The 25,553-nt window shown below is 39.0% G+C and carries 17 protein-coding genes; 9 read left to right on the forward strand and 8 right to left on the reverse strand.

Features of this window, described 5'->3' with window-relative positions; genetic code table 11:
* Positions 1–993: 993 nt before the first annotated feature.
* Positions 994–2,472 carry a flippase gene (locus PLL47_RS10585; RefSeq protein ID WP_324446169.1) on the forward strand — a complete coding sequence of 493 codons (1,479 nt, stop codon included), beginning with the start codon at positions 994–996 and terminating at the stop codon, positions 2,470–2,472.
* A gap of 170 nt (positions 2,473–2,642) precedes the next feature.
* On the opposite strand, the gene PLL47_RS10590 is transcribed toward PLL47_RS10585, so the two are convergent.
* Entirely contained in the window at positions 2,643–3,593 is a 951-nt protein-coding gene (locus PLL47_RS10590) for an NAD-dependent epimerase/dehydratase family protein (RefSeq protein WP_324446170.1), read from the reverse strand.
* 192 nt (positions 3,594–3,785) lie between these two features.
* Between PLL47_RS10590 and galU the strand changes: the two genes are divergently transcribed.
* The gene (galU, locus tag PLL47_RS10595; RefSeq protein WP_324446171.1) at positions 3,786–4,688 is read left to right on the forward strand and encodes a UTP--glucose-1-phosphate uridylyltransferase GalU; all 903 of its coding nucleotides are present in this window, start codon (positions 3,786–3,788) and stop codon (positions 4,686–4,688) included.
* A gap of 101 nt (positions 4,689–4,789) precedes the next feature.
* Here galU and PLL47_RS10600 read toward each other — a convergent pair whose 3' ends face one another.
* On the reverse strand, positions 4,790–6,073 hold the full coding sequence (locus PLL47_RS10600) for a UDP-glucose dehydrogenase family protein (RefSeq protein ID WP_324446172.1): 1,284 nt from the start codon (positions 6,071–6,073) through the stop codon (positions 4,790–4,792).
* A gap of 236 nt (positions 6,074–6,309) precedes the next feature.
* Between PLL47_RS10600 and PLL47_RS10605 the strand changes: the two genes are divergently transcribed.
* The 6 genes from PLL47_RS10605 to PLL47_RS10630 all read left to right on the forward strand — a co-directional run bounded on the left by PLL47_RS10605 (position 6,310) and on the right by PLL47_RS10630 (position 12,568).
* The gene (locus PLL47_RS10605; protein WP_324446173.1) at positions 6,310–6,600 is read left to right on the forward strand and encodes a hypothetical protein; all 291 of its coding nucleotides are present in this window, start codon (positions 6,310–6,312) and stop codon (positions 6,598–6,600) included.
* A gap of 592 nt (positions 6,601–7,192) precedes the next feature.
* A complete protein-coding gene (locus PLL47_RS10610) occupies positions 7,193–8,278 on the forward strand; it encodes a DUF354 domain-containing protein (protein ID WP_324446185.1) in 1,086 nt (361 codons plus the stop codon).
* Complete coding sequence (locus tag PLL47_RS10615) at positions 8,262–9,317, forward strand: polysaccharide deacetylase family protein (protein WP_324446174.1); 1,056 nt, start codon at positions 8,262–8,264, stop codon at positions 9,315–9,317. The genes PLL47_RS10610 and PLL47_RS10615 overlap by 17 nt, the downstream gene beginning before the upstream one ends.
* Complete coding sequence (locus PLL47_RS10620; protein WP_324446175.1) at positions 9,301–10,227, forward strand: glycosyltransferase family 2 protein; 927 nt, start codon at positions 9,301–9,303, stop codon at positions 10,225–10,227. Before PLL47_RS10615 ends, PLL47_RS10620 begins: the two co-directional genes overlap by 17 nt.
* 31 nt (positions 10,228–10,258) lie before the next feature.
* On the forward strand, positions 10,259–11,485 hold the full coding sequence (locus PLL47_RS10625) for a glycosyltransferase family 4 protein (protein ID WP_324446176.1): 1,227 nt from the start codon (positions 10,259–10,261) through the stop codon (positions 11,483–11,485).
* 75 nt (positions 11,486–11,560) lie between these two features.
* Complete coding sequence (locus tag PLL47_RS10630) at positions 11,561–12,568, forward strand: GNAT family N-acetyltransferase (protein WP_324446177.1); 1,008 nt, start codon at positions 11,561–11,563, stop codon at positions 12,566–12,568.
* Positions 12,569–12,667: 99 nt separating this feature from the next.
* Here the strand turns inward: PLL47_RS10630 and PLL47_RS10635 are convergent, their stop codons facing one another.
* The 3 genes from PLL47_RS10635 to PLL47_RS10645 form a co-directional block, all read right to left on the reverse strand.
* Positions 12,668–14,128, reverse strand: a complete 1,461-nt coding sequence (locus tag PLL47_RS10635) for a lipopolysaccharide biosynthesis protein (RefSeq protein WP_324446178.1) — start codon at positions 14,126–14,128, stop codon at positions 12,668–12,670.
* 90 nt (positions 14,129–14,218) lie between these two features.
* The gene (locus tag PLL47_RS10640; protein ID WP_324446179.1) at positions 14,219–15,778 is read right to left on the reverse strand and encodes a putative glycosyltransferase family protein; all 1,560 of its coding nucleotides are present in this window, start codon (positions 15,776–15,778) and stop codon (positions 14,219–14,221) included.
* 1,074 nt (positions 15,779–16,852) lie between these two features.
* A complete protein-coding gene (locus PLL47_RS10645; RefSeq protein ID WP_324446180.1) occupies positions 16,853–17,029 on the reverse strand; it encodes a Gfo/Idh/MocA family oxidoreductase in 177 nt (58 codons plus the stop codon).
* 1,372 nt (positions 17,030–18,401) lie between these two features.
* On the opposite strand from PLL47_RS10645, the gene PLL47_RS10650 reads away from it, so the two are divergent.
* Entirely contained in the window at positions 18,402–19,886 is a 1,485-nt protein-coding gene (locus PLL47_RS10650; protein ID WP_324446181.1) for a glycosyltransferase family 2 protein, read from the forward strand.
* A 211-nt stretch (positions 19,887–20,097) separates the two neighbouring features.
* Here PLL47_RS10650 and PLL47_RS10655 read toward each other — a convergent pair whose 3' ends face one another.
* The 3 genes from PLL47_RS10655 to PLL47_RS10665 form a co-directional block, all read right to left on the reverse strand.
* Entirely contained in the window at positions 20,098–22,188 is a 2,091-nt protein-coding gene (locus PLL47_RS10655) for a disaggregatase related repeat-containing protein (RefSeq protein ID WP_324446182.1), read from the reverse strand.
* Between the two features lie 368 nt (positions 22,189–22,556).
* Positions 22,557–24,170 (reverse strand): right-handed parallel beta-helix repeat-containing protein, encoded by a 1,614-nt coding sequence (locus PLL47_RS10660; RefSeq protein WP_324446183.1) that lies wholly within the window; start codon positions 24,168–24,170, stop codon positions 22,557–22,559.
* Positions 24,171–24,616: 446 nt separating this feature from the next.
* The coding region (locus tag PLL47_RS10665) for a disaggregatase related repeat-containing protein (RefSeq protein ID WP_324446184.1) at positions 24,617–25,553 on the reverse strand (937 nt) is incomplete at its 5' end.

Genomic DNA, 25,553 nt, shown 5'->3' on the forward strand with positions numbered 1-25,553 from the left:
AAGCAAGGAATGAAAGCAACAATTATATTGCATTCTACAGCAATGAATGCGGAAATAAAACTCAGGTACCAAAGCTGGATGTGGTATATACTAGCTGAAGTATTGAGTATCTTTTAAAGAGTTTTTCCGAAAACTGCACTGATAGGGAATGTCAATTTCCCAGTGCCTAATTTTTGGGAAAATCTATTTGGCACACTGCCAAGTGCTCTCAGGTACTTTCATTTTTTGTGCATGTTATTCGAAGAATATCATGTGCGTTTTCTTCATTTCATTCTATCTTTTATAATTCTGTCTAAAATTTATTTTTTAAATGTTTGTTTGTCTATGGAAATAACAATTATAATTTCTTTGGACACAAAGGCTTTTATCCTATGTGGAAATTCCTTATTGGGGTTAGAAGGAGTTGGTTTCTTCAAAAGAGAAAGTTGTTCAAATTATATTAAAGCCCGAATTTGACAGATTCTGCTAATTAATACAGTATTTTATTACACAAAACACGTTGCATTAAAACTCTACATTTCAGTAAAATGAAAAATGTCGGGAAATCATAAGATGCAAGGCAAAACTTCGAATTGTACAGAGAAAACAGAAGCATGAAGCCCATATATACATTGTAAAATATATATTTCTGTCAAAAATGTGGGTCTCAAGTTCTCGAATTAAGGGTCATTCCCTGATAAAAGGTTCTATGAATCATAATCATTGTGTCCTTATTATAAGACTAAAGTTAACACTGAGAAGAAATTTAAAATTTTCAGACTTTCTCCTCCAAAATTAAGGTGTTTTTGATGAAAATAACCCAATTCGCTCCGGTCATAGATAAAGAATTAATATGTGCTTTAAGACCTTAGCTGGATACTCAATTGTGTTTAAAAGGATTTATATCTCTTGTATCAATTAATAACTGGACCGTACAACGGAATAAATTTTTCGAGTGATTATTTCATAAATCCTTTATTTATAACGGAAAAAAGGCAGTTCTTTTTAGGTGATATGATGTCATATCAAAAGTTTGCAAGGGATGTCGGCTTTATCGGGATAGTTCAGATACTTACAAGCCTTAGTAGCTTTTTTTTACTTCCAATTATCACAAAAACCCTTGGAGCATATGACTACGGACTCTGGGCACAGATCAATATTACAGTATCTTTAATCTCTTCCCTTGCACTTATGGGACTTTCGATGAGTTTCGTCAGATTTTTGTCTTCCGAAACTGATCAGAATAAAATACAGGAAGCAGTTTACTCAATCCTTTTTTTTGTCACAGTATCAGGTTTTCTGGCTTCATTTATATTGTATATATTTGCAGAACCGCTTGCAACTTTTGGCTTTAAAGACCCTGAAGCAACCTATTTTGTCCAGGCAGGTTCCCTTTTAATTCTTGTGAGCGTAGTTGAGTCTATATCTCTCTTTTATTTCAGGATTTTCAGGCAAATTGAAAAATACTCTTATTTTACATTTTTTGAAACCTTTGGAAAACTGCTAATAATATTGATTCTCCTTAAAATGGGATATGGACTCATTGGAGTAATAGCTGCCACCTTAATAGTTCAGGGTATTATTTTTTTAATCACCCTTATCATCATAATTTCACAGATAGGATTTATTATCCCACGATTTACTTATATCAGAGAATACCTGCAGTTTTCTCTTCCACTAACTCCTAACTCACTTATTAGATGGGTTACGGAATCCAGCGACAGATATATGGTCACTTATTTCCTCGGTCTCGGCAGTGTAGGTGTGTACTCTGCGGCATGTTCTGTAGGGAACCTTATTCAGTTTTTTGTAAGTCCACTTCAGCTTATTCTCTTCCCCGAGCTTTCAAAGCTATTTGACCACAATAAGATGGACGAAGTAAGAATCTATATGTCTCATTCTCTTAGGTATTTTCTTATTATTGCCATCCCGGCAGTTTTTGGCCTTTCAGCCCTTGCAAAGCCTTTACTTTCGGTTCTTACCACTCAAGATTTTATTTCTGGATGGTTTGTAATTCCTATTATTGCTTTAGCCGGGCTTATGGCAGGAATATTCCAGATATTTGTAAATACAATGTTCCTTATAAAAGAAACGAAGCCTGCTACCTATATTAATATAGTCGCCGCAGTTACAAACGTACTACTAAATCTTATCCTTATACCTATACCTTCAATAGGAATTCTGGGGGCTGCTTTCTCCACTCTTGTTTCCTATTGTTTGATGGCGGCATTTTGCGTGCACATATCACTGAAACATTTTAAACTTGATTTCTATTATCTGGACATTGCAAAAAGTATTCTATCATCTATGGCGATGTATTTTTTTGTTTCCAGCTTCACTATCTCAGGTATACTTGAGCTTTTCGAAGCAGCGGGGGTAGGCACTATTGTTTATTTAATTGCAATGTTCCTGATTGGCGGATTTACTGATCACGAAGTGTCCCTTATGAAAAAATATTTATTCAGATCAAAGGTGAACCCCAGCACCAAGTAAACAACCCCCAATTTTCTATATAGCATAAACATAATTAGCTGCTGTTCTCAGCTTTTCTTTAAAACTGAAATTTGAGTCCAGGTACAGAATCTTAAAAATGAAAAAATTTTGAGAATATTGATAGGATACTTTTGAAGTTCTGAAAGATATTCTTGCTTCTGTATGTATTCTCAGTTTTCAGAAATCAGTGCTTTTGTTGTATCCCTTATACTTTTCTCTGAAGTATAGGCAGGCTTCCATCCCATGGATTTTAATTTTTCAATGTCTAGCCTCATCCTTGGTACGTCGCCTTTCCAGCCTCTACTCCCTCCGGTATATGTGAACTCTACGTTAGAAATCCCCATCTCTTCCACAATTACTTTTCCTATTCCTGTAGCACTGATAGTATCTTCAGAACCAATATTGAAGATATTTACTTCTTGTTTGCTTTTTTCTATTGCAAAAAGGATCGCATTAACACATTCTGATACATGCAGGTAGGATTTTTCCTGTTTTCCATCACCGAGAATCTCGAGCTTAAGGGGATTTTCCTTTAGCTTCTTTATAAAATCAACAGTAATCCCGTGCGTGCTGCGAGGTCCAACAATATTTGCAAAACGGAAAATCCATGCCTGCATATCGAAGGTATGGGAGTATGAAGTAATGAGAGCTTCACAGGCAAGCTTTGAAGCTCCATAGAGGGATATTGGAATAAGAGGGCCGTAGTTTTCCGGAGTAGGCATAATGCTTGCTTCCCCGTAGATTGTGGATGTAGATGTAAATGCGATTCTTTTTGCATTTCCTTTTCTCATGGCTTCAAGGAGATTATAGGTTGCCAGTATATTCTGGTCCAGATGTACTTTTGTATCTGAAGCTCCAAGTTTGACGTCAGGATTAGCGGCCACGTGGTACACCATATCAGCATCTTTACAGACTCTTTCGATAGCTTCAGGATTGAGAAGGTCTCCTTTTACAAAGGAAAAATCTGGGTTTTTAAGATGTTGTTCTACGAATTCCATCTTACCGGAACTGAGGTTATCAAAAACAACAACTTTATTTTCTTTTTCTAGAAGGCGGTCTATCAGATGGCTCCCTATAAAACCGGCCCCTCCGGTTACAAGTATTCTGTTCTTTGCAGGCATATAATATCCTCAGATAGTTTCTTTCTTTTTATTAATAGTTTTACACTATTTTTAGAGAAAGCTGTGATTCTTTTTTCATGCAGTATTTCGCTTCGAACGTAAATAGGGGAAAAATTAAAGTGATAAGGTGAAAAGTACTTTAACTCAGAAGAACACATCTTTACAGAACTTCCTTTTATCGGAGAGTTAACCTTGACTATTAAAAAAGCACTCATTCCGGCAGCCGGTCTTGGTACCCGCTTCCTGCCGGCCACCAAGTCAATGCCAAAAGAGATGCTTCCTATCATCGATACACCTGTGATTCAGTATGTAGTAGAGGAAGCTATTGCCTCGGGAATTGAAGATATCATAATTATTACAGGCAGGGGCAAGAGGGCAATTGAAGATTATTTTGATGATTCTCCTGAACTTGAAATGCACCTTGCAAAAAAGCATGACACTGAACTCCTTAAACTGGTTCGGGATGTATCCTCTCTTGTAGATATTCATTATATCCGACAGAAAGAGCCCAATGGGCTTGGAGATGCAGTCCTCAGGGCAGAGAACCATATAGGAGATGAACCTTTTGCAGTGCTTCTAGGAGACGATATTATTGTTAACGATAAGCCCTGTACTGCTCAGCTTATTGAGAACTTTGAGAAATATGGAAGGTCAACAATCGCAGTCGAAGAGGTACCTTACGAAAAACTGAGTAGTTACGGAATTATCAAGGGGAGGCCTCTTGACGACTCCCTGTATGTGCTTGAAGACATTGTAGAAAAACCAGCACCTGAAGACGCTCCTTCCAATATAGGGGCAATCGGGCGTTATGTATTCACTCCTGAGATTTTTGACTGCATAAAGCAAGCTGGAACAGGTGTTGGAAGTGAGATACAGCTCACAGATGGGATAAGACTTCTGAACAAATCCCAGATGATCTATGCCTGCAGATTCAAAGGAAAGAGATTCGACACTGGAGATCGGCTTGGGTATGTAAAATGCATAGTGGATTTTGCCATTCAAAACGAAAATCTCAGAGATGATGTACTTGAATATTTGCGTGAAATCCTTGCAGTTAATACGACTCCAGCAGAAAATGCTGAACTAATGAAATAAAAGAGTTGAAAGAATCCAGTAAAAAACTTGAATACGATAAATTGGCGAAAAATAGCCAAAAACCATATCGGTATCTGAGAAAAGGTTAACCCTGCTGGTTCTTACCAGCAGAGGCCCTCATAATCAATATTTTTAGCTTTAATTACCCGCCTTCCATCAATAACTGTTTTTCCTTTCATATTCTGGAATTCGGAGTCAAGGTTCCTGAACTCGTCCCATTCTGTCATCACAAGACAGGCGTCTGCATCTTTAAGGGCATCAGATGCTTTGCTGCAGTATTCAATTGCAGGAAAGATACGCTTCATGTTCTCAGCTGCCATAGGGTCATAAGCTGAAACTCTTGCCCCAAGTCTGAGAAGTTCAGCAATTACAGGGATTGATCTGGATTCCCTTATATCGTCAGTTTCATTTTTGAAGGCAAGACCGAGGACTGCAATCTTTTTGTCTGCAGGGTTTCCTATTTTCCTCTTCAAGATTTCGGTCATAATAAGGGGTTGCTTATCATTTACAGCTATTACGGACTCAAGGAGTACAGGAGAGTATCCTATTGCTTTTGCTTTTCCTATAAGAGCTTTTACATCTTTAGGGAAGCAGGAACCTCCAAAACCTGCCCCTGAATTCAGGAATTTCGGGGATATTCTGAAGTCTTTACCTACAGCTTCCATGACCTCATAGGTATCTATCCCCAGCTTTTTACAAATATTTCCTATTTCATTGGCAAAAGAGATCTTGGTTGCAAGCAGGGAGTTGTTTGCATATTTTATCATTTCTGCAGTCGCCGGGCCTGTACGTGTGACCTGGCATTTAAAGGTACGGTAGAGTTCAGATACGAGGTCTCCTGACCGCTTGTCAATCGCTCCCACTACTATTTTGTCTGGATTCATGAAGTCATGGACTGCTTTTCCTTCCCTCAGGAATTCCGGATTCATTGCAACACCGAAATCTTTTCCGGCTTTCTTCCCTGATGCCTCCTCCAGAATCGGAAGGACGAATTTTTCTGTGGTTTCAGGAACTACTGTGCTTTTTACTACCACTACATGATAAGCTTCTTTTTTTGCAAGGGCTTTACCTATGCTTGCTGCTGCTGCTCTTACAATTGAAAGATCTATACTTCCATCATCTGCCGAAGGGGTTCCTACACAGATAAAGGAAATATCTGTTTCATTGACAGCATATTCATAATCAGTAGTCGCTATTAGCTTTTTTCCTGCATATTTTTGTAAAAGCTCTTCAAGCCCTTCTTCATAAATGGGGGGTATGCCTGCGTTTATCTGCTCTGTTTTTTTCCTGTCAATGTCTACACAGATAACTTCGTGTCCCACTTCTGCAAAACAGGCTGCAGTGACCGAACCCACATACCCTGAACCTATAACAGAAACTTTCATAATCTTGACCTCTTTTTCGAGAATTGAACAGGTAATCGAGTCCAATTCTTATCTATTTTTTGATAGCCTGTCTCTCTTATTATCTCTATATCTTAAAGTTCCCGGTTTCAGGCTTTCATATATTTATCCTTTTCGTGTCAGTTTAAATATTTATATAGTTTGACAGTTTATAGGTTCCTATAGTTAGAATTTAGTATATGTTTTAAGATACCTTACATCTCATGGGGGATTTTGTAATGCTTTCAATGCTGGCTCTGGGTACAGGCGAGCTGACTCTGGGAAATAGTTTTCCCGGTTCAGGTGTCTGTTTTATTTACACTGACTTTGGAATTCCTGAATATTATAGGATAATAGTTCTGGGATTGATAGTTCTTGTAGGAATAAAGGAAATGCTTCTTGCTTCCAGAAAAGAAGATCATTTTTCGATAGATTCTATCGATATTGGGATATTCCCGCTGTTGATATGTTTTGTTGCTAACTTCCTTTTTGCAGGTCTGGAGATTATTTTCACAGGGCTAGCTCCCTAAACATTCAAATTTTTTTCTTTATATTGATTTCTTTTCTGCTCTTCCAGAAAATTGATGCCTCAAAATATTATAAAATTGTAATAGGCTACTCTTCTTTATTTCTTATACCAAAATATCCGGAATTATGGTATTTTTTGGTTTTTTCTGTCTAAGTTCAGAATTTTACTTCCAAAAACTATTTATCTATTGACTATTTATCATCTAAGTATAATAGTATTTGTTAGTTATCCTATCAGAACCAAAAATTTAAGTTTAAGGAGGTACTGTAATAGGATATAGCTATAGCCGGGGGGCCGTTGCTATCATCCTGTTGTCAGTAGCAGGGAGATTTAAAGGACATTAAGTCTGACAGTAAGGTTCTCGGAAAAAAGGAACTTAAGAAGAACCAGGGTCAAACTGACTGCTTTTTATATATGAAGCAGAAAGACTCCCTGATTTCTTAATAGATCTCGCTTTGTCTGTAATCAGACAAGGCATTAATTTCTTCTTACTTTCCTTTCCACCGCTACCTTTCTTTAAGAAATTCTGTTCTTTCCCTGAGTCTATATTATATGAATCTTAATAAGCGGGAATCGTTTTGGGAGTGAAAACCTTGAGGGTTATTGTTGATATAGGGCATCCGGCCCACGTTCACTTTTTCAAAAATACTATCTGGAATCTTGAAAAAAAGGGACACCAGGTCATGGTTGTCTCAAGAGACAAGGATGTTGTAATAGAGCTATTAAACGCTTATAATATCCCGCATACAGTCCTGAGTAAGGTCAAGAAGGGTAAAATCTACCTCCTTGAAGAATTGTTAATAAGAGAATCTAAACTTTATAATATAGCTCGCAAGTTTAATCCAGATCTCATTATGGGTATTCTTTCTCCCGAAGCTGCTCATGTAGCCTGGGCACTGGGAAAGAAATCCATAATCTTTAATGACACTGAACATGCAGAATTAGCCCAGAAAGTGACCTATCCTTTCTGTGATATCATCTGTACGCCTGTGTCCTTTAAAAAAGACGTAGGACCAAAACAAATCAGATACAGAGGCTATCATGAAATGGCGTATCTTCATCCCGCTTATTTTTCTCCGAATCCTGAGGTTTTGAAAGAACTCGGCGTGGAGGCAGGTGAACAATTCGTGATTTTACGCTTTATTTCATGGGGTGCACACCATGATGTAGGGCAGCATGGAATCAATGATAAGCTGGCACTTGTCCAGGAACTCGAAAAATTCGGGAAGGTTTTCATTTCTTCAGAAGGAGAGCTTGCAGACGAATTTGAAAAGTATAGAATCAGGATCCCCCCTGAAAAAATCCATAGTGTACTTTATTATGCTACATTATGTGTGGGGGAAGGGGCAACTATGGCTGTTGAAAGTGCAATCATCGGTACCCCCTCTATCTATGTCTCTTCTCTTGCAGGAACTATGGGAAACTTTTCGGAACTCGAAGAGAAATATGGTCTGCTCTTCAATTACAGCGATTCGGAATCTGCCCTGAAAAAGGCAGTGGAACTCATTAAGGATCCTGAACTTAAGAAAACTTGGAGCCTCAAGAGAGCGGCTCTTCTTAAGGATAAAATAGACGTGACTGAATTCATGGTAAAACTCATAGAAGGGATCCCTGAAGAAAATCGAGGTAAAAAGAAAGGGGTTTCCGTATCTACAGTCTCGGATGAGAGCCATGCATGATTTATTAAAGCAAAATGCAGAAATCTGGGGTCTTTTTACCCGGAGAGAAGAATATCATCCCAATAAGCTCGATGAGCACGGGCGTTTCTATTTCTCTGAAGACGATCTGAGAAATGCCTCCAGACCTGAGGTTTCCAGATACCTGGTAGAAAATGGGATGAAAGTTGAATTCCCGGAAAATAAAACCTTTGCTGTGTGTTTAACTCATGATATGGATGATATTTATCCTCCTCTATCTCACAGCCTGCTGTCTTCGGCAAGCTGCCTGAAAAGTCTGGATTTCCGGGGGTTAACATCTCCATTTCTCTGGAGATTTAAGGGGCCTGAATATTCTCCCTACCTTAACTTTTCGGATATCATGGATCTTGAGGAAGATTTCGGAGCGAAGTCTTCTTTCTATTTTATCACCAGCAGAGAAGATCCGGTCAGGTTTAGATATAATATAGAAGATCTGGAAAACCATCTTGGAGAAATCTCAGATAGAGGATGGGAAGCTGGTCTTCACGGCGGATATTATTCATATGACAATCTCGAATCGCTAAAAAGTGAAAAGGAAAGACTCGAAAAAGTTCTGGGCAAAAAAGTCCTGGGGTTTCGCAACCATTATCTCAGATTCAAAACTCCAGAAACCTGGGAATTACTGGCAGATGCAGGTTTCGGCTACGACTCTACATTCGGATATAGTGAGTCAGCAGGTTTCAGAAACGGCATGTGTCACCCCTTCAAACCATATAACCTGAATAAAGAACGGGAGATTAACATCCTGGAGATTCCTCTTACTGTAATGGATGTCGCTCTGTTCAAAGTTTCCAGGTCTTTTGAGGAAGCCTGGAGATACACAAAGGATCTGATAGATACAACAGCAGGGTTCAATGGGGTCATTACCCTGCTGTGGCACAACTTTGTTTTCGGGTGCAGTTTCCGAAAAGACTGGATCAAATTATATGAAAAAGCATTGCAGTACTGCTCTGACAGGGGAGCATGGATTACAAGCGGAGAAGAGATTTACAGGTGGTGGGAAAATGGAGTCCGATTCTAAAGGAAAATACCTGTTGATTACACCTGCAAGAAATGAAGAAAAAAACCTGCCTGAGGTTTCCAAGTCGGTAGCAGGGCAGAAAGTGAAACCTGTACTCTGGATCATAGTGGACGATGGGAGTACGGATAATACCCCTCATGTTCTCGATGAGCTAAAAGCAAAATATTCCTGGATTCATAGCATAAGGCTCCCTCCAAGACCAAGGGACATAACCTTTCACTACAGCTACGTCTGCAAGCAGGGATTTGATTATTCACTGGAATACTGCAGAGAAAACGGCATTGAATATGATTACATAGGTCTTCTTGATGCCGATACAATACTCGAAGAAAACTATTTTGGAAAACTAATGGATGAATTCGAAAAAGATTCCTCGCTTGGGATTGCAAGTGGAGGAGTTTACTATGATATAGGTGGCAAGCTTTCACGAGAAGTTTCAGATAAAAATCTACCCCGTGGAACTGGCAGGCTCTGGAGAAAGACCTGTTTCCTCGATACAGGAGGCTACCAGGTAGAACCCTCCCCGGATTCCATTTCCAATACTAAAGCAATTCTCAGGGGCTGGCAACTAAAGCAATTTGCAGACGTCATTGAGGTCCAGACCAGAAAAACGAGTGCAGGAGAGGGTCTCTGGAAAGGGTACTTTAAAAATGGATGGATGGCTCATTATGTGGATAAAAGTCTGCCTATGGTTCTGTTTAATACGCTTTATTACTGCCTGAAATCGCCATATTATACAGGTCTTGCGTATTTCTATGGATACCTCGATTCGGCTATTAAAAGGGAGAAGAAAATTCAGGATGTGGAAATACGAACTTATTACAGAAACCAGGGCGTTTGGTTTCTGTTTTCCAGAATCTCGGGAGCCTTAAGTCAAAACTCTACAGAGCCCAGGAAGGGAGAGCAATGAATTCTTTAAAATCTTTTTGAACTTCGGGATTATGGGCGATAATATGAAAATGCTCTTTCTGGATATCGTGTGGCCTCTCTATCTGGCTGATGGTTCACTTATTCACAGGCATGAACTTGTAAGCAACCTTGTAAAGCTGAAGAATGAAGTTCATATCTTCACCACTGATAGCTCTACTCTTTCGCATCTGGATAATATCCGCTGTCATTACGTACGTCCTGGAAGCCTGCTTACCCTCACAATCAACTATTTCCGGAGCTCTGCAGGTCTAGTCGGTTCCGAATCCTTTGATGTGCTGTATACCAGAAATCCTAATTTTGGTTTTCTTGCAGGGCTCTTTTGCCGAAACCGGTGCAAAGTTCTGGTTTATGAATTAAATGGAATCCCAGAGGACGAATCCAGCCTCATCAAATCAAGAAGTGCTGAAGAAAAATCTTTACTGAAAAGAAGAACTGGAGGGCTATCCAGATATTTTTCTTCTGCAAAGTCCAGGTTAAAAATTTTAATTTTGAAGAAAGCTCTTGATTTTTCAGATAAAATTATCGCAGTAACTCCCGGAATAAAAGCGAATCTTGTGAGCGCTTACCAGATTCCCGGCGAAAAAATAACCGTGGTACCCAACGGAGCAAATACATCCCTGTTCAAACCCCTTGAGCAGGATGCATGCAGAAAAAGCCTTGGGCTTGACCCGGAGACTCTTTATGTCTGTTTTGTGGGAAACCTTGCCCCCTGGCAGGGAGTTGAGTACCTTGTAAAGGCAGCTCCTTCAATACTTTCCAGATATCCTGAGTGCCGTTTTCTTATTGTCGGAGACGGGGTTATGAAAAACGAACTTTTAAACCTCTCACTTGAGTTAGGGATTGAAGATAAATTTATTTTCACAGGTGTGGTTCCCTATGACAGAGTACCAGTCTACATCAATGCAAGCGATGTCTGTGCCGCCCCCTTTATCCTGGCAAGGAATGCAAAAATAGGGCTCTCTCCTCTGAAATTGTACGAGTATATGGCATGCGGAAAGCCGGTTGTTGCAAGTGATATCAGCGGAGTTGCTGATGCACTCGAGGCTTCAAAAGGAGGCCTTCCCGTCCCTTCGGAAAATCCAGAAGCCCTTGCAGAGGCTATTTCAAAGCTGCTTGAAAATCCGGAATTGAGAGCTGATATGGGCTCAAAAGGTTTAAGTTATGTTACCGAAAATTACAGCTGGTACAGTGTTGCGAAACAGGTAGACGGAGTCTGCAAATCAGGGCTCAAGGGCTGAATATAAAGAATTCATCTTTCTACTAATATATATTTTTACTAAATATGAATTATTACCTATTTAACGGGGCTTAAAATGGACGAAATTGAAGTCAGAGAATTATTACCGTCTGAATACAAAGAATGGGATTTGCTTGTAGAAAAAGCTCAACCCGGTACACTCTTTCATACAAGTGACTGGCTGGAAATCTGCAGGGATGTCCTTTCCAGAGACTTAAAGATTTATGGTTGCTTCAGAAATGGTGAACTCGTAGGTGGATGTCCTATTTTCATTAAAAACATTAAAGGCATGGTGAGAATCGCAAATTCGACCTGTAATATGACCGATTACTGTGGTCCCCTTATAAAAGAAGGGGCCAGTTCTAAAGCTAGCAAACGTATGCAGGACGTACACGAGATCTTTGGAGCTCTTAGAGAATTCCTCTGCAATCAGGGATTTGAAAGCATTACCCTTACACTTGCCCCCGGGCTTGAAGATGTAAGACCATTTACCTGGAAAGGATGGGAGTCGAGTGTGTATTATACTCATCATCTGGACCTTAAAGAAAATGTGGACAGCAATCTTTCGAGGAAAATCCGGAGAGAACTTAAGAGCGCGGAAGAAGCAGGACTTAAAACGAGAATCTCAAACGACCCTGAAACTTATTATCGCCTTCTTTCTCTTGTCTATGATAAACAGAATCTGGAACCTCCCGTGCCAAAGGAATTCTTTGAAAGAGTATTTAAATTGATTAAAGAGAAAGATGTTGGCTATATGTTTGTTTCAGAGACTCCTGAAGGTGAAGCAATTGCATCTCATCTGAACCTTTATGGTAAGAAATGCACTGTTACCTGGTCTTCAGCCCTTAACCCTGAGTTTGGTAGAATGGGTCCAAATGCACTTTTATATTATAATGAGTTTCTCGACCTGAAGTCCAGAAATTTCGAATATATGAATGTAATGGCAGCAAACATCCCAAGATTTACGGACTTTATAATGGGATTTTCCCCTAAGCTTGTTCCTTATTATAGAGTGACCCTCCGCAGCAAAAAGTATTCACTCATGAGGATATTATATCAGGCTACACACGAAGAAACCGAATAATTGAATAATATAAAAGAAACTCTTTTCCTTAAATAGGGGCAAAAACCGATATTGGGATTTTTCCCTAAATCGGTTTGATCAGTGTTTTTAATTTCTTTCTTAGCTCCTATTTTTTGCTTTTACAAGAAAAGATGAGAACATTTTTCTGAACATAGGATCTTCGTGAAGGGCTATTGCGTAATATATAACCGTTACGACAACAGCTACAGACATTGTTACATAAAAATTCGAAGAAATCCACTTTATCAAAATTAATGGGATCGAAACAACGAGGCTAATTATTGCGTATTTTGCAAGAACATCTATGCTTTCCTTCTTGCTAATTCCTGCAAGCCCCAGGAGGTATGCGTTGTTCCATAGCCAGAATACAGCCCCTGTAAAACTGTACAGAGCCAGGGCGAATTCGGGGGTTCCACTGGTTCCTCCTATGGCCAGTGCTATTACTCTTGAAACAAGGAGTGCTATACTGAAGGTGAGCCATACTTTCTGTTTTTCAAATACGTTATAAAGAGTCGTGATAGGTGAAGAAAGAAAGACAAGGAATATCCAGGGAACAAGGATTTTAACATACGTGCCTGCAACATCCCAACCATCTCCAAAAGCAAAAGTAAATATTTGTTCCCCAAGAATTATTAAAAGTATCATAGGGAAGAGACCTATTGAAATTAGTTTATTGTAAACCTCCCCAACTATAGTCTTCATGTCTCCTTCTCCATTCCCGTTCTTAACTTCACTTACCCTCTGGAAAAATACCTGCCCTATAGCGCTACCGACAATTCCCATTGGCAGGTTTACAACCTGATTTGCAAGTGAGAAATGCCCTACAACCGAGGTACTATAAAAGTAAGCGAGCAAAAAAGCAGGAACCTGTGGAGAAATAGTGTTCGCAACCGATGACCAGAAGCTGAATAGAGGAAAATCTTTGTACTGAATGGCCACTTCTTTCATTCTTTTAATTGACACTTTTTTGAAAACCTGGATATCTTTTTTCACACCCTTGAGCATGAAAAGGTCTGCAATTAGGTATCCTGCGATATATCCACCTATCAGACCTAATGGGGTAACACCCGGCTTTGCAAGTCCTATTTGAAATAATTTTGTTGATAGCGTGTTTGAAACTCTGGACCCTGCGATAACCCCGAATCGGGTTCTTCTTGAAAGCCAGTAGTTTTGCACAAAAAACATCCCGTTGAGGAATATTATTAGCGAAAGAAGAGGCAGGTATGATGAAATTCCAGGAGTATTGAAAATTTCATCGATATTTACTGGAATAAGTAATACTACGATACCTGTAAGTAAAGACGTAATTACTACCAGTACCGTACATAAGGAGGTGACGTTTGCAGCATCTTCCTCTGTTTTTGGAAGCATGATCGCAAATTGATACGAAAAAGTAGAAACTATTACAAGTATCCCTGAGATTGACATGAAAAGCTGAAAAATCCCAAAATCGTCTGGGTTATAAATTCTTGTGATTATGGGTATGAGAAGTATGCCAAGAACCTGTGAAGCAACACTTCCAGATACAAGTTTCAGTACGTTAGTTATGAAGTTTGACATGGGTTCTACCTTTTTAATATATTAAATCAGTTCGATTCGTGGATAGGTGTTTTCACTCAGGTGATTTATTTAATAGTTTCTGATGAATTTTTATTTTTTTACTTCTTTATTTTCTCTGAGGTAGGCAAGTACTTCTGAGTTGTCATACACCAGTTCATATTCCGGAGCTTCGAAGCTGTTGAAAAACTCTGCCGGTAACGGCTTTATTATGTTTACTCCATATTTATCCGGGTCATTTATGGATACGGGTTCAGTAAGAGCTGATCTTCTAAGCAGTATCATATGAGCGCCTCTTATTTCTCTCGACTCTACCTGGTCTGTATCGAAAGATGTTGCATTATTTACATCATATGCCGGATCCCTGTAAAAAAGACAGCTATCATAAGGGGAGTCTATTAAAATGCTTCCTGAATACACTCCAGATAAAGTCTTGACTGCCTGAATTTCGATGTTTTTGAACTGGTTTCTTACGGTTGTATCTTTTCCTACAAGAGGGTTGTCCTTGTTAATCCCTGGTGTAGTTACCATTACAAATGAGAATAATAACACTATAATGAAGACAGCAGGAATTTTCGCTTTTTTGGAATTAAACAGGCTTACCAGTTTTAACATATATGAAGCAGCTACCAATACCAGAAATACTGCTATTAATGGGAACCACCTGCTTGTAAGGAAGTTTCTCATACCAAGTAAAGGAATTCCGTAGGCTAAACCATACAGAATTGCAACCACCAGAGCAATTGAGAATTTATTTATTTTTTCGGCTTCCTTTCGGGAAGACCATGTTAGAACCCCCCCGATTGCAAAAAATGGCAGGGCAAGATAGCTTATATGAAGTATCAGTACCTCCAGCGGATCCTGACTTGTCGTTGTGGTCCCTATAATAAGTTCATCACTCGAGTAGCTGGACCCCATCTGAAGTACTTCTACAAGAGGTTTAAAGATCATCTCAAAAAAGGAGGTGTCCTGGGTGACATATGTAAACATCCAGTAGGTTTGCAGGCTAATTACAAAGAAAAGGATGTAATTAAAGCTGCCTGCTTCAATAGGTGAGCTTCCATAGAGAAGATTATGGAGGTATTTCCCTGCTAAAATCGAGATCAAAGCCAGAAAAACCACAAAAGTGGTAAGTTGGTGGGTCAATACCATCAGAATTGTAGCCAGAAGAAGAAGGCCTGTTTGTACAAGACCCGGCTTTTCGTTGAAGATCGCGTAGACAATAATTATAAAGTAGCAGAGAACGAGTGAACCCGGCGTTATGTTAGTAATTCCTGTAACAATATTGTGATTATTCAGGTTTATTAACAAAGCGGCAAGCAATCCCATCTGGGGACCTTCAAGTTTTTTTCCTATAAGATAAATTCCCGTTGTACAGAAGATGTTGGCAAAACCTATGGAATAGAATAAACCATCTTTGACATCCAGTCCGCCCATTAGCTGGGTTACCGAGACAAAAATATGGGCGAGAGGATAATAGAAATATTTACTGCTGACTTCTATCGGGGGGATAGTCCCTGTTTCTGTAATCAATTTTGCCATACCGGCATGAAAGTAAGCGTCGTAGCCCATAAGGCTTGGAAAATTATAATAAATTCCGGATCTTATCAGGATGGAAAGAAGGAATATTTGCAGCAGGATCGGAAATACCATATCTCCTTCCTTTACATAGAGAATTTCCGAGGCTATGATCCCAGCGAGTACGCATAACAGTATGAAATAAGATAGCGGTCTGTGATACGGATTCATGCTATAGATTAAAACACTTATCAAAAAGACAAGATAAAAGGAAAGATTGAGTACACTCTTTAATTTTTTCCCCCCCGGGTAAATAGGGGCTTCACTTTTAAACTTTTTTCTAAAAACAAAATAGATTAAGCAGGCAGAAAGGACAGCAATTCCGATGTCTTGCTGGTGTAAGTTAATCAGGTAATATAAAGAAACAATGAATACGCCTAAGCTGAATCCTATAAAGCTGAGAATCGTGTCAAGATTCCCGGTAAATTTTTCTGTACATTTTTTTACAATTTCCATATGGCCCACAACATAATAAACTTTCTTTGAGGTTATATAGTTTCCCGATAAAGTCTTTTTCTTTTACAATTCGAATTACCCTATTTCTCTGACTACCGTTTCTTTTTATCTTTCCTTCTGGGATTTATTCCTGTTTTTTATCTTCAAACTACTTATGTTTCTTTTAATTGATTACTCTTTTACTTTTTTAGATTTAAAAATTATCCCTGATCTTTTGTTCTTCTTTTCTGCCAGTTACAAACCTGAATCCCTGAATCCATTCATTTTCCTTTTCGGAGTAATACTGCAAAAACTTTTTATAAAACTCCCACTATTCATCTTAGTCTACGTATTATTTCGGAGAACTATTTAAACCACTTTGAAGTGTTCAGCCTTAAAGATCATTGTTTAAGGGCTCACACTTATCCTTTTTTTACCTCAATGGGTTTTGTAAACTTCATACTCTCCATGGAATCCAATTCTCTTCTCTTTCTCAATGAAGTTAATATCTCCTTTAAGTTCTTCAATGCAAAGATACATTTTCATTTCCCGGATCAAGGTCAGAAACATTGCGTAGAAAAATTGCTTATTATTCTTTTCTCATTTGCAAATAAAGACATTTAACGAGAAAATTCACAGATATCACTTCACCTGGCTTCAGTTTTATACTTAAACCATTATTTCTTCCCCTGTATGATTGGATTGCAGCTAGATCTACTTCCTGATCATGCTTTTCTTCTTCTCTTGAAGCTTGTATCTTGCCGCAAGTTCTTTCACCCTTGAAGAATTGGGATCGGATATCTCTATTAGTCTTACATCTTCCATTTCACTGCAGATCCTGACATGGTTCTCTCCCATGTAACCGGTTCCAACCACTTCTACACGTATCAATTCTCTTCCCCCCACAATAACCTATCAAGCACTTATAACTTGATTTGTCTGTTCTTTCTGAAGAGCACGCTAAAAGTATGATACTTTAACATGGATAGTATGAAGTAAATTAATACCCGGATCTTCAAATAGAGTTCTTATATATTTACTGCTCTTTTAAATTAGCTCCCTTCAGGTTTCCCTTATTTCCTTTCATAGTATGGATGACCTTCTGGAATATATGTCAGTTAAAATTTTAAATCCTCTTTTCCCCAATTGACGGCATGAGGCTTTAGCTGTATACCGTCTCCCTTTAAATGAGTAAATATTCTTTGAATATAAGTTTTAGCTTTTCACTAATATTTTTTGTTAGTATACTCTGATTATCTGTATATATCGGACTTTTCTGCTTAATTTTTTAAAGCCACTGAAACTTCGTATACTTTGCTTGACTTTTTTCCCAACCAGACAATCCTGTAACTGTTTCATCCTTTTTTGAAAAGGAGTGTGCAGAAAAAAATTTTTTATCTCGTTTTCTTATTATTGCAACTTTTCTTTTCTCTGTATTCAGAAGGGAATAAGTTTCATGTAAATATATTATTTTCCATAATAGTTATTTCTGAAGGACATGGTGCTGTTTACAGTGATTATCATGCGTTATTTTCTTACTGGGAGCTTATTATTCTTGTATCGAATGAATATTTCTTTCATAGCACTTCTTCATCTGTCCAATCATGAATTCGATTGAGTCCTTCCATATCAGATCCCTGAGAACTACGTTATGGCAGGTAACTGAGTCAGGGCATATGACTGCAAATTAATTCTCTTAATCTCAACTAATTTTTCTGCAGCCCTTTTACAGATTGGCTGTCCATCAAAAATTATGCTTGGAAGGACATCTTTTTAATTTTATATACAGAACTGTTTTACATTTGCTTTTCGACTTTTACAGTGAGTTATCTGACTTTTATCGCTAATCTATTGTAAGCCTGCTCCTTTTCCAAGTATTCAGAAAATGTTCTTTAATTTCTAATGTCCAGGATGTTCAAAAGCCGTAATAGTGAAAGTTATAATTTTTATTTATATATCCGGAGGGCTCATTTTCATGAAAGAGATATTCTTATTAGTTATTAATATTTTCACAGATTATTTTCAGTCAGAGGTTAACTTTATATATATTTTAATCGAAATATCTTTCAAATGATAGCCTTTAATATTTTTGCATTTATACACATAAAGGGGGTTATAGTATAATGCATACTCATAAGGGGGTGGAGAGGGATTGTATTCAGCCCTTACACTTTGTCTCAATTCTCTAATTTCCGATCCTATCAGTATAGTTTCATCGCCATCTCAGCTTTCCGATAGACCTCTAAGGCATGAGTTTACTGTCTTGATCCCAGCTCAAAACGAAGAGGCTTCTATAGGTAGTAAGGTCCTGCTTGCGGCGAGCTATGCAGACCGTGTACTTGTGCTTGACAAAGGGTCTACTGACCGAACTATGGAAGTGGCAGCTCTTGGAGGGGCAAGAGTCATTCCTCTGTCAGGAGGAGAAGACGCACTAATTAAAGTCCTTTACAGAGCATCCCTTGATTCGGAGCTCGTGGTTCTTATCTATCCTGAGTGCATGCAGGATATAGACCTGCTAACTCATGTACTGGAGCCGCTAAGGCAGGGATTCGACCTGTCAGTAGGTTCCTGGCCGTGCCAGGTATCCTGTGAACAGGAGACTGTCATGCTTCTGAACGGGAAAAGCACCTTCAAAGAAAAAATAGGCTTCCTTGCCGTGACCTCAAGGTCACTTCAGAATATAAGTTCAGGCAAGGAGCACCTGTCTTTGAAATCTTTACTTTCTGCTGCAAAGACTGAAAGGCTTAAGGTTAACTATCTGAGCTTTGATGTCGACCCAGCGTTTCGGAAGCTTGAGAGTACCCGTATAGGCGTTGTTGTTCCTGCATACAATGAAGAATTACTCATCGGTGAGACTCTTAGCGGGATTCCCGAGTACGTGGATCGGATCTATGTTATTGATGACGCCAGTACTGACAGGACCGGAGAGATTGTAAAAAAGTTTGGAGATCCTAGAATCGTCTATTTACGCCATGAAGTAAACAAAGGTGTTGGGGCAGGGATAGTTAGTGGGTACAAGCTTGCTTTAAAAGATGAAATGGATATTGTAGCAGTTATGGCTGGGGATAACCAGATGGATCCTGTCCAGCTCCCGCGATTGATCTTTCCAATTATCGAAGGGTTGGCTGACTATACAAAGGGTAATAGACTTCTTACTGAAAACTTTATGACTGGAATGAGCAGGTGGAGATCATTTGGGAACGTTCTGCTGAGCTTTTTGACTAAAATAGGAAGTGGATACTGGCATGTTATGGATCCTCAGAACGGGTATACAGCTATTTCCAGGCAGGCCCTTGAGATAATTGATCTTGATTCAGTTTATCCTTATTATGGTTATTGTAATGACCTGCTAATCAAGCTTAACGCTTTTGGAATGAGAGTTATGGATGTGGTGATGCCTGCTCGTTATGGTAGGGAGAAGTCATCCATAAAATATGGTAGGTTTATCCGTAAGGTCTCACCCATGCTTTTCAGGGGCTTCCTCTGGAGGCTGAGGGTCAAATATACGGTTCTGGATTTCCATCCTCTGGTACTATTCTACTTCCTCGGGATGCTTGCACTACCTCTGAGTGTCCTTTTAGGCTTCTGGGGACTTTTGCAGCTACTGCTTCAAAACCCTCTTCCATCATATTACCCACTGCTTGGTTTCCTCGTACTGGGTACTGGGCTTCAGATGCTCCTGTTCGGAATGCTCTTTGATATGCAGGTTGAAAAGAAAAAGAATGAAAGAATAGGACTTGCTCGTTAAGGTCTGGAAGTTTATCTTCCATATCTTTTCAGCTGTATTTTTACTTACAAAAACAATAAGATAAAAATGTTTTATTCGGATTTTTCTGTATGCTTATTTTATTCTGTATTCATGATAAAAGTAAAAAAGACATCTGGATACAGGATATGACCTGCAATATCTGAACGTTGTCTTTTTATACTCCATAAGCTTCGCTGTTTCTTGGATCAGATCATTCGCTTGTATATTCTATAGTAAGTTTGGGCCTCTGGCTTTTGTTTTGCCATTCTGAACTGTAGAATGCAATATAGTCATTGTCTTCTGCTCTGGCTTTTATAAGGAAACCAGTATTTTCGTATTTTCCACTGATATATTCCTGCACAAGCTCTGTCACATCCAGATCGTAATACCTGTTATCAGGAAGAGTACTGCCCTTGATAATTATTGTGGAGTATGGATTATTACCCTGAGAGGTTCCATTTTTATCATACCAGTCTCCTCCGGGGTTATGCCAGGGAGTTTCTATTTCTTTTGCATCCCAGGAAACGTGTTCATCACACCATTTTTCCGGCCTGTATATTTCGAGAATCGTATCTTCAGGTCTGGCTTCGTCAGGGGAATACCAGAATAAAGAAAGAGTTGCTTTTTCAATTTCATCTGTTTCATTCAGCTGGTCCAGTTCAAACAATATAACGTCTCTGTATATCCCATCTTCCGCTCTCTCTCCCACATCTATGTATTCGGTCTCTCTGAACGTTATGTTAGGAGATTCTTCTTTTAGTCTATTGTCCGAAATAACTGGAGATAAGGCGATTTTAAATTCTTCGTTATCAGACTCTTCCGAAGTAAAACTTAATAAAATCCTTTTAATGAACCTCAGCATTTTTGAGACTGCTCTTTTAATATCCGATCCGAGGTCCTGTCCGATATTAATGCCGTCATCTATCTCATAAGGTATTTCTTGCGGACCTGCTTTTAAAGCCTCTGCACAGGGCAGGTTTTGTATTACTGAAGACCCGTTTTTTTCAATCTGTTCTATAATTGCAGGGTCGACTTCCGTATCCGATGAAGAGCTAGCATGCATATAGTTCCCACCGGCATTGTTTGCAAGACAATTGTTTTGAAGTATGAACGAGTGAGTGCCTTTTAGCTTGTTATAAAAAGCATAACCTTCTCCGGCGGCAGGGCTTGACTGTGTATTAATTATTATGTTGTTTCGCGCAGTGGTTGTATAACCTGATCCGGGGGATAAAAACTCCTCATCTACCTGTTTATGGGCTATTGCCGCTCCGTAACAACCATCGAATAGATTGTTTTCTATGAGGGTATCGTAAAAGCCATTGAGGACTATACCCCCTGACCAGTCAGCACCGGGATTTATACCAGTTTTGTAAAATTTGTTGTTGTGTATATACACGTTTTTTGCCGAGTCTTTTGAATATGCAGATCCATAGCCTGTAATCCAGATTCCCGCAGTATTTGTCTCATATAAAAGGTTGTTGAAGATCTCAATATCATCCATTACAGTTGAAGACCCCGTTTTCTGGATCTCAATTCCGGCTCCCCCTTCCCCTTCAGAATTAATAATATTATTATAGAATTTCACCTGATTTGCATTATATATCCTGAGTCCACTGTTTGTTCTGCATGTTATTTTATTGTTCCATGCCTCTACATCTGAACAATATATAATGTAAAGAGCGTCATGTCCTAATTTATATATCGTGTTATTGTAAAACTGGATATCTGAACCTTTCACAACTTTCAGCCCATCTCCGTGGCTGTCATGCATGTACATGTCATAAACTCTAATATTTTTGCAATTGAGGAAATGGATCAGGTTATAATATCCTTTTCCTCTGCTTTTCTCTTTATTCCCATCATGATTCCCATCAATTTCAAAACCTCTTACAGTAATATTCCGGCTTTCCGAGCTATCTATCTGGGTAATGAGTGGCTTCTCCAATGGCCAGTCTGCTTTATCCTCAAGTTTTATCACGGCTTCAGGATCCCCTTCCAGAATGGTATTGCTTCCTATGAAAATACTATCAGAGATAATGTATGTATTAGGGCCCTTCAAATGAACGGTAGTAAACTCAGGGTTTTCTGCTACGTATGCAAGAGCTTCATTGATCTCTATCTGGTCATCTGTTCCGTCACAGTTGAAATCTCCGCTCCCATCAGTATTCACATAAACTATCGTCTCAGATGAGGCAGTTGAGAGAGCAATAGTTACACTTGCGACCAGGATAAAGAGAATTAATATCAGGATTCCTTTTTTCTTTTTTTCTCCCTGTCCATATATCCAGTGATTTTCGTTCATTTCGTACCCCCTATACACTTAAATATAATTCTCTAAGCTTAAAAAAAGTTATCTGTTTACACACAGAAAAATTTTAAACGAGATGGTTTGACTCTTTTTGTAGTCTGAGGTCAAAAGTACTTGATTCCTTGATAAAGCGCTTTTTAGCTTTCACAAGATTATTAATACGCACTCTCTTGAATTTGTCAATCTTTGTAATGTGATAGGGATATCGGATTATAAAAATTAAAGAAGGGTTTAAGTTGGGATCTCATGGAACCTGAGATCCAACTGCAAAAATTAAAGAAAATTCCTGAACATTTGAGTCAAATTCCCTTCCAGGGGCTGGAAAATTCAGATTCTTTTATTGATCACGCATCTGAAAATCATTAAATCTGAATTTTAAAGCAGAATAGAAGGAAGATTCTCAGGAGTATTCTGAATATCTTCCATTCAGGTGAAATTATCTGATTCCACCAGGCTACATACCCGGGCATTACTCCTGACCTTGATGCTTCCTCAGTGTTTCCGTATCTCCCTATATTGATCCTTTTTCCATTATCCTCAGGCTCATTTGAGTAATCTGAGTAAGGGTACCCGGAATCAATGCAGGGAGAGCTTTGAATGTCTTTAATCCACGTTTTCCCGTTCCATCTGCCACCTGCGGATCTCAGATGGTAATCATGATTTTTCTGGTTTGCAAAAAGCGGGTTTGAATAAATATCGCTTGTTGATGTTGCGTTTCTGTAATTTCCCGCCTTATTGTTGTAAAAGCAGTTATTTTCCAGTACAAAGCTGTGAGTTTCAGGCAGGTAATTGACGACACCATATCCTGTCTCGCTCGAGTTGCTCTTACGTTTTTCTGTATTTGTGATAATATTATTGCGGACAATGGTAGTATATCCGGTACTTTTAGGTGAGAGATCTGTCGAATAGCCCGTAGGGTACATCAGGGCGATAGCAGCATGGTATGTACCGTCAAAGACATTATTTTCGATCAGGGTATTGTAGAACCCACTGGTCACAATACCTCCGACCCAATCAATACTTGGATTCGTGCCTGTACTGTAAAATATGTTGTGGTGAATATGGACATTCTGTGCTTCTTCTATAGGATAGGAGCTTCCATAACCTACCAGCCAGATTCCAGGTCCATAAGTGTTGTGGATAGTATTATTATATACTTCTATATCATCCATAACAGCATCAGATTTTTGAATTTGAATTCCCGGTCCGCCTGCGCTCCAGTGATAAAAAGAATCAATAGTGTTGTCATGGAACTTTACATGATTTGAGTCCCATATTCTAAGCCCGCTATTGGTCCTGCAGGTTATTGTATTATTCCAGGCTTCCAGATATTGAGACTGGATCCCATAAAGTCCGTCGTGCCCGAGCTTATACACTATATTGTTGTAGAACTGAATATTGGAACTATTTTCTACTTTCAACCCGTCTCCATGGCTGTCATGCATATACATATCATAAATCTGAATGTTCGTTGAGTTCTTGAAATGGATCAGGTTATAGTATCCTTCTCCTCTCTTCTTTTCTGCATTGTCGTCATGATTTCCGTCTATTTCAAACCCCCTTACAGTAATATTCTGGCTTCCCGAGCTGTCTATCTGGGTAATGAGAGGCTTATCCAATGACCAGTCTGCTTTGTCTTTAAGCTTTATTACAGCTGTAGAGTCCCCTTCCAGAATGGTATTGCTTCCGACAAAGATACTGTCTGAAATAACGTATGTGTTGGGACCTTTCAAATGAACGGTAGTAAAATCAGGGTTTTCTGCTACGTATGCAAGGGCTTTATTGATCTCTATCTGGTCATCAGTCCCGTTACAGTTAAAGTCTCCACTCCCATCCCACGACACATAAATCGTCTTTTCTGGTGGTGTGATGGAAAGAGCAGTTGTTACCATTACAATCAAAATCATAAAGATCGTAATGTAAACTCCCTTTTTTTTCTTGTTTTCCCACCAGTTTTTCAGATTTTTTCCATTCATTTTTCATCCCGGTATCCTGAGATATAAACCTCCCAATTCCAAAAAAGGTTTATTGCTGGATGGAAGGTACTATCGCTGGAGTTTTTAAAAAGCCTGAAGTTTTCAGTGGTCTCACAGGTTAAATCTTTACAACAATCCAGTATAATTCGCTCAAAGCTTCTCTTTTTTCTTGATCATATACAGTATATTACATAAAGATACTAGTCATTGAATGCGGCAGTGTACAAATAGCTTATGTGCTTAAAGTTATCCCGATTGTTCTGAGCAGTTATTGAAGAGTTTCAGTCTCAGGAGGCTGAATTAAAACAGAATCTGGTTTCAGCTGTTCAGTATGGGGATTTCTCATAAAAAATAGTCAGGAAGAACTGAAAGATTCGGGCAGGAGAGTTTTTTAATCTCTCAACTTCCGTTTCTTTTGGTTCTCTTCCTGAAGTCAGGGTTGTTAGTTATGATTTCTCTTCTATTGTCAGCATTGGGCGCTGATTCTCGTCTTCTACCTCACTACTGTAAAATGCCACATAATCTGCATTTTCAGTACGAGTTTTTATCAGGAACCCTGTGTTTTCATATTCCCCGCTAACATACTCTTTTACGAGATCGGTTACGTTCAGCTCGTAGTACCTGTTATCTGGTATATCGCTTCCGTTCAGAGTTATTGTAGCATATGGTGCGTCTCCCTGAGAGACGTTATTTACGTCGAACCAGTCTCCTCCGGGCTGTGTCCAGAGAACTCCATTATCCCTGCTATTCCAGGTTACATTTTCCGGGTTCCAGGTTGTAGCTGGTCTGTATATCTCTATAATCGCATCTTCTGGTCTTTCCATTCCATCGGGGTAGTACCAGTAGAGAGACAGAGTAGCGTTGCTGATATTTTCAGCATCATTGTATTCACTTAGATTAAATAAAACCAGGTCTCTGTACCTTCCTATTCCAGGCCTGCCTCCGATGTCGATATATCCTTTGTCCTGATAGACAGTATCAGGAGTGGATTCTTTGAGGCGATTGTCTATAATAATGTCTGTTGCATTCTCTTCTGTCAATGATGCGTCATCAGTTTTAACTGCCTGCTCAGGTGCGATCTCTGTTGTAGCAGTTTCATTGGCTGTAGTCTGATTATTTGTCGTTACAACTTCTTTTTCTTCTGCCTCTGTTACAGTAGTTTCATTTACTGTTGTTGCAGCAGTTTTATTATCTGTTGTCTGATTATTGGTCGCTGCAACTTCATTTTCTGTCTCCGTTACAGCAGTTTCATTAACTGTCGTCTGGGAATCTGTTTCAGATGTCTGGTCTACAGTTGTCGTATCCTTTGTGCTTGATGCACTGCCGATAGAGCCGTATCCGTATCCTTTTGCTACCCAGTTCTCAACACTGTGATCAGATGGT

The organism is Methanosarcina sp. (genome assembly GCF_035390745.1).
Taxonomy (GTDB): domain Archaea; phylum Halobacteriota; class Methanosarcinia; order Methanosarcinales; family Methanosarcinaceae; genus Methanosarcina.

Bases quoted from the DNA above. Each gene is read 5' to 3' on its own strand.
- PLL47_RS10585 (WP_324446169.1), top strand. From the start codon at position 994: ATGATGTCATATCAAAAGTTTGCAAGGGATGTCGGCTTTATCGGGATA.
- PLL47_RS10590 (WP_324446170.1), bottom strand. From the start codon at position 3,593: ATGCCTGCAAAGAACAGAATACTTGTAACCGGAGGGGCCGGTTTTATA.
- PLL47_RS10600 (WP_324446172.1), bottom strand. From the start codon at position 6,073: ATGAAAGTTTCTGTTATAGGTTCAGGGTATGTGGGTTCGGTCACTGCA.
- PLL47_RS10605 (WP_324446173.1), top strand. From the start codon at position 6,310: ATGCTTTCAATGCTGGCTCTGGGTACAGGCGAGCTGACTCTGGGAAAT.
- PLL47_RS10615 (WP_324446174.1), top strand. From the start codon at position 8,262: ATGAGAGCCATGCATGATTTATTAAAGCAAAATGCAGAAATCTGGGGT.
- PLL47_RS10620 (WP_324446175.1), top strand. From the start codon at position 9,301: ATGGAGTCCGATTCTAAAGGAAAATACCTGTTGATTACACCTGCAAGA.
- PLL47_RS10625 (WP_324446176.1), top strand. From the start codon at position 10,259: ATGGGCGATAATATGAAAATGCTCTTTCTGGATATCGTGTGGCCTCTC.
- PLL47_RS10630 (WP_324446177.1), top strand. From the start codon at position 11,561: ATGGACGAAATTGAAGTCAGAGAATTATTACCGTCTGAATACAAAGAA.
- PLL47_RS10635 (WP_324446178.1), bottom strand. From the start codon at position 14,128: ATGTCAAACTTCATAACTAACGTACTGAAACTTGTATCTGGAAGTGTT.
- PLL47_RS10640 (WP_324446179.1), bottom strand. From the start codon at position 15,778: ATGGTATTTCCGATCCTGCTGCAAATATTCCTTCTTTCCATCCTGATA.
- PLL47_RS10655 (WP_324446182.1), bottom strand. From the start codon at position 22,188: ATGAACGAAAATCACTGGATATATGGACAGGGAGAAAAAAAGAAAAAA.
- PLL47_RS10660 (WP_324446183.1), bottom strand. From the start codon at position 24,170: ATGAATGGAAAAAATCTGAAAAACTGGTGGGAAAACAAGAAAAAAAAG.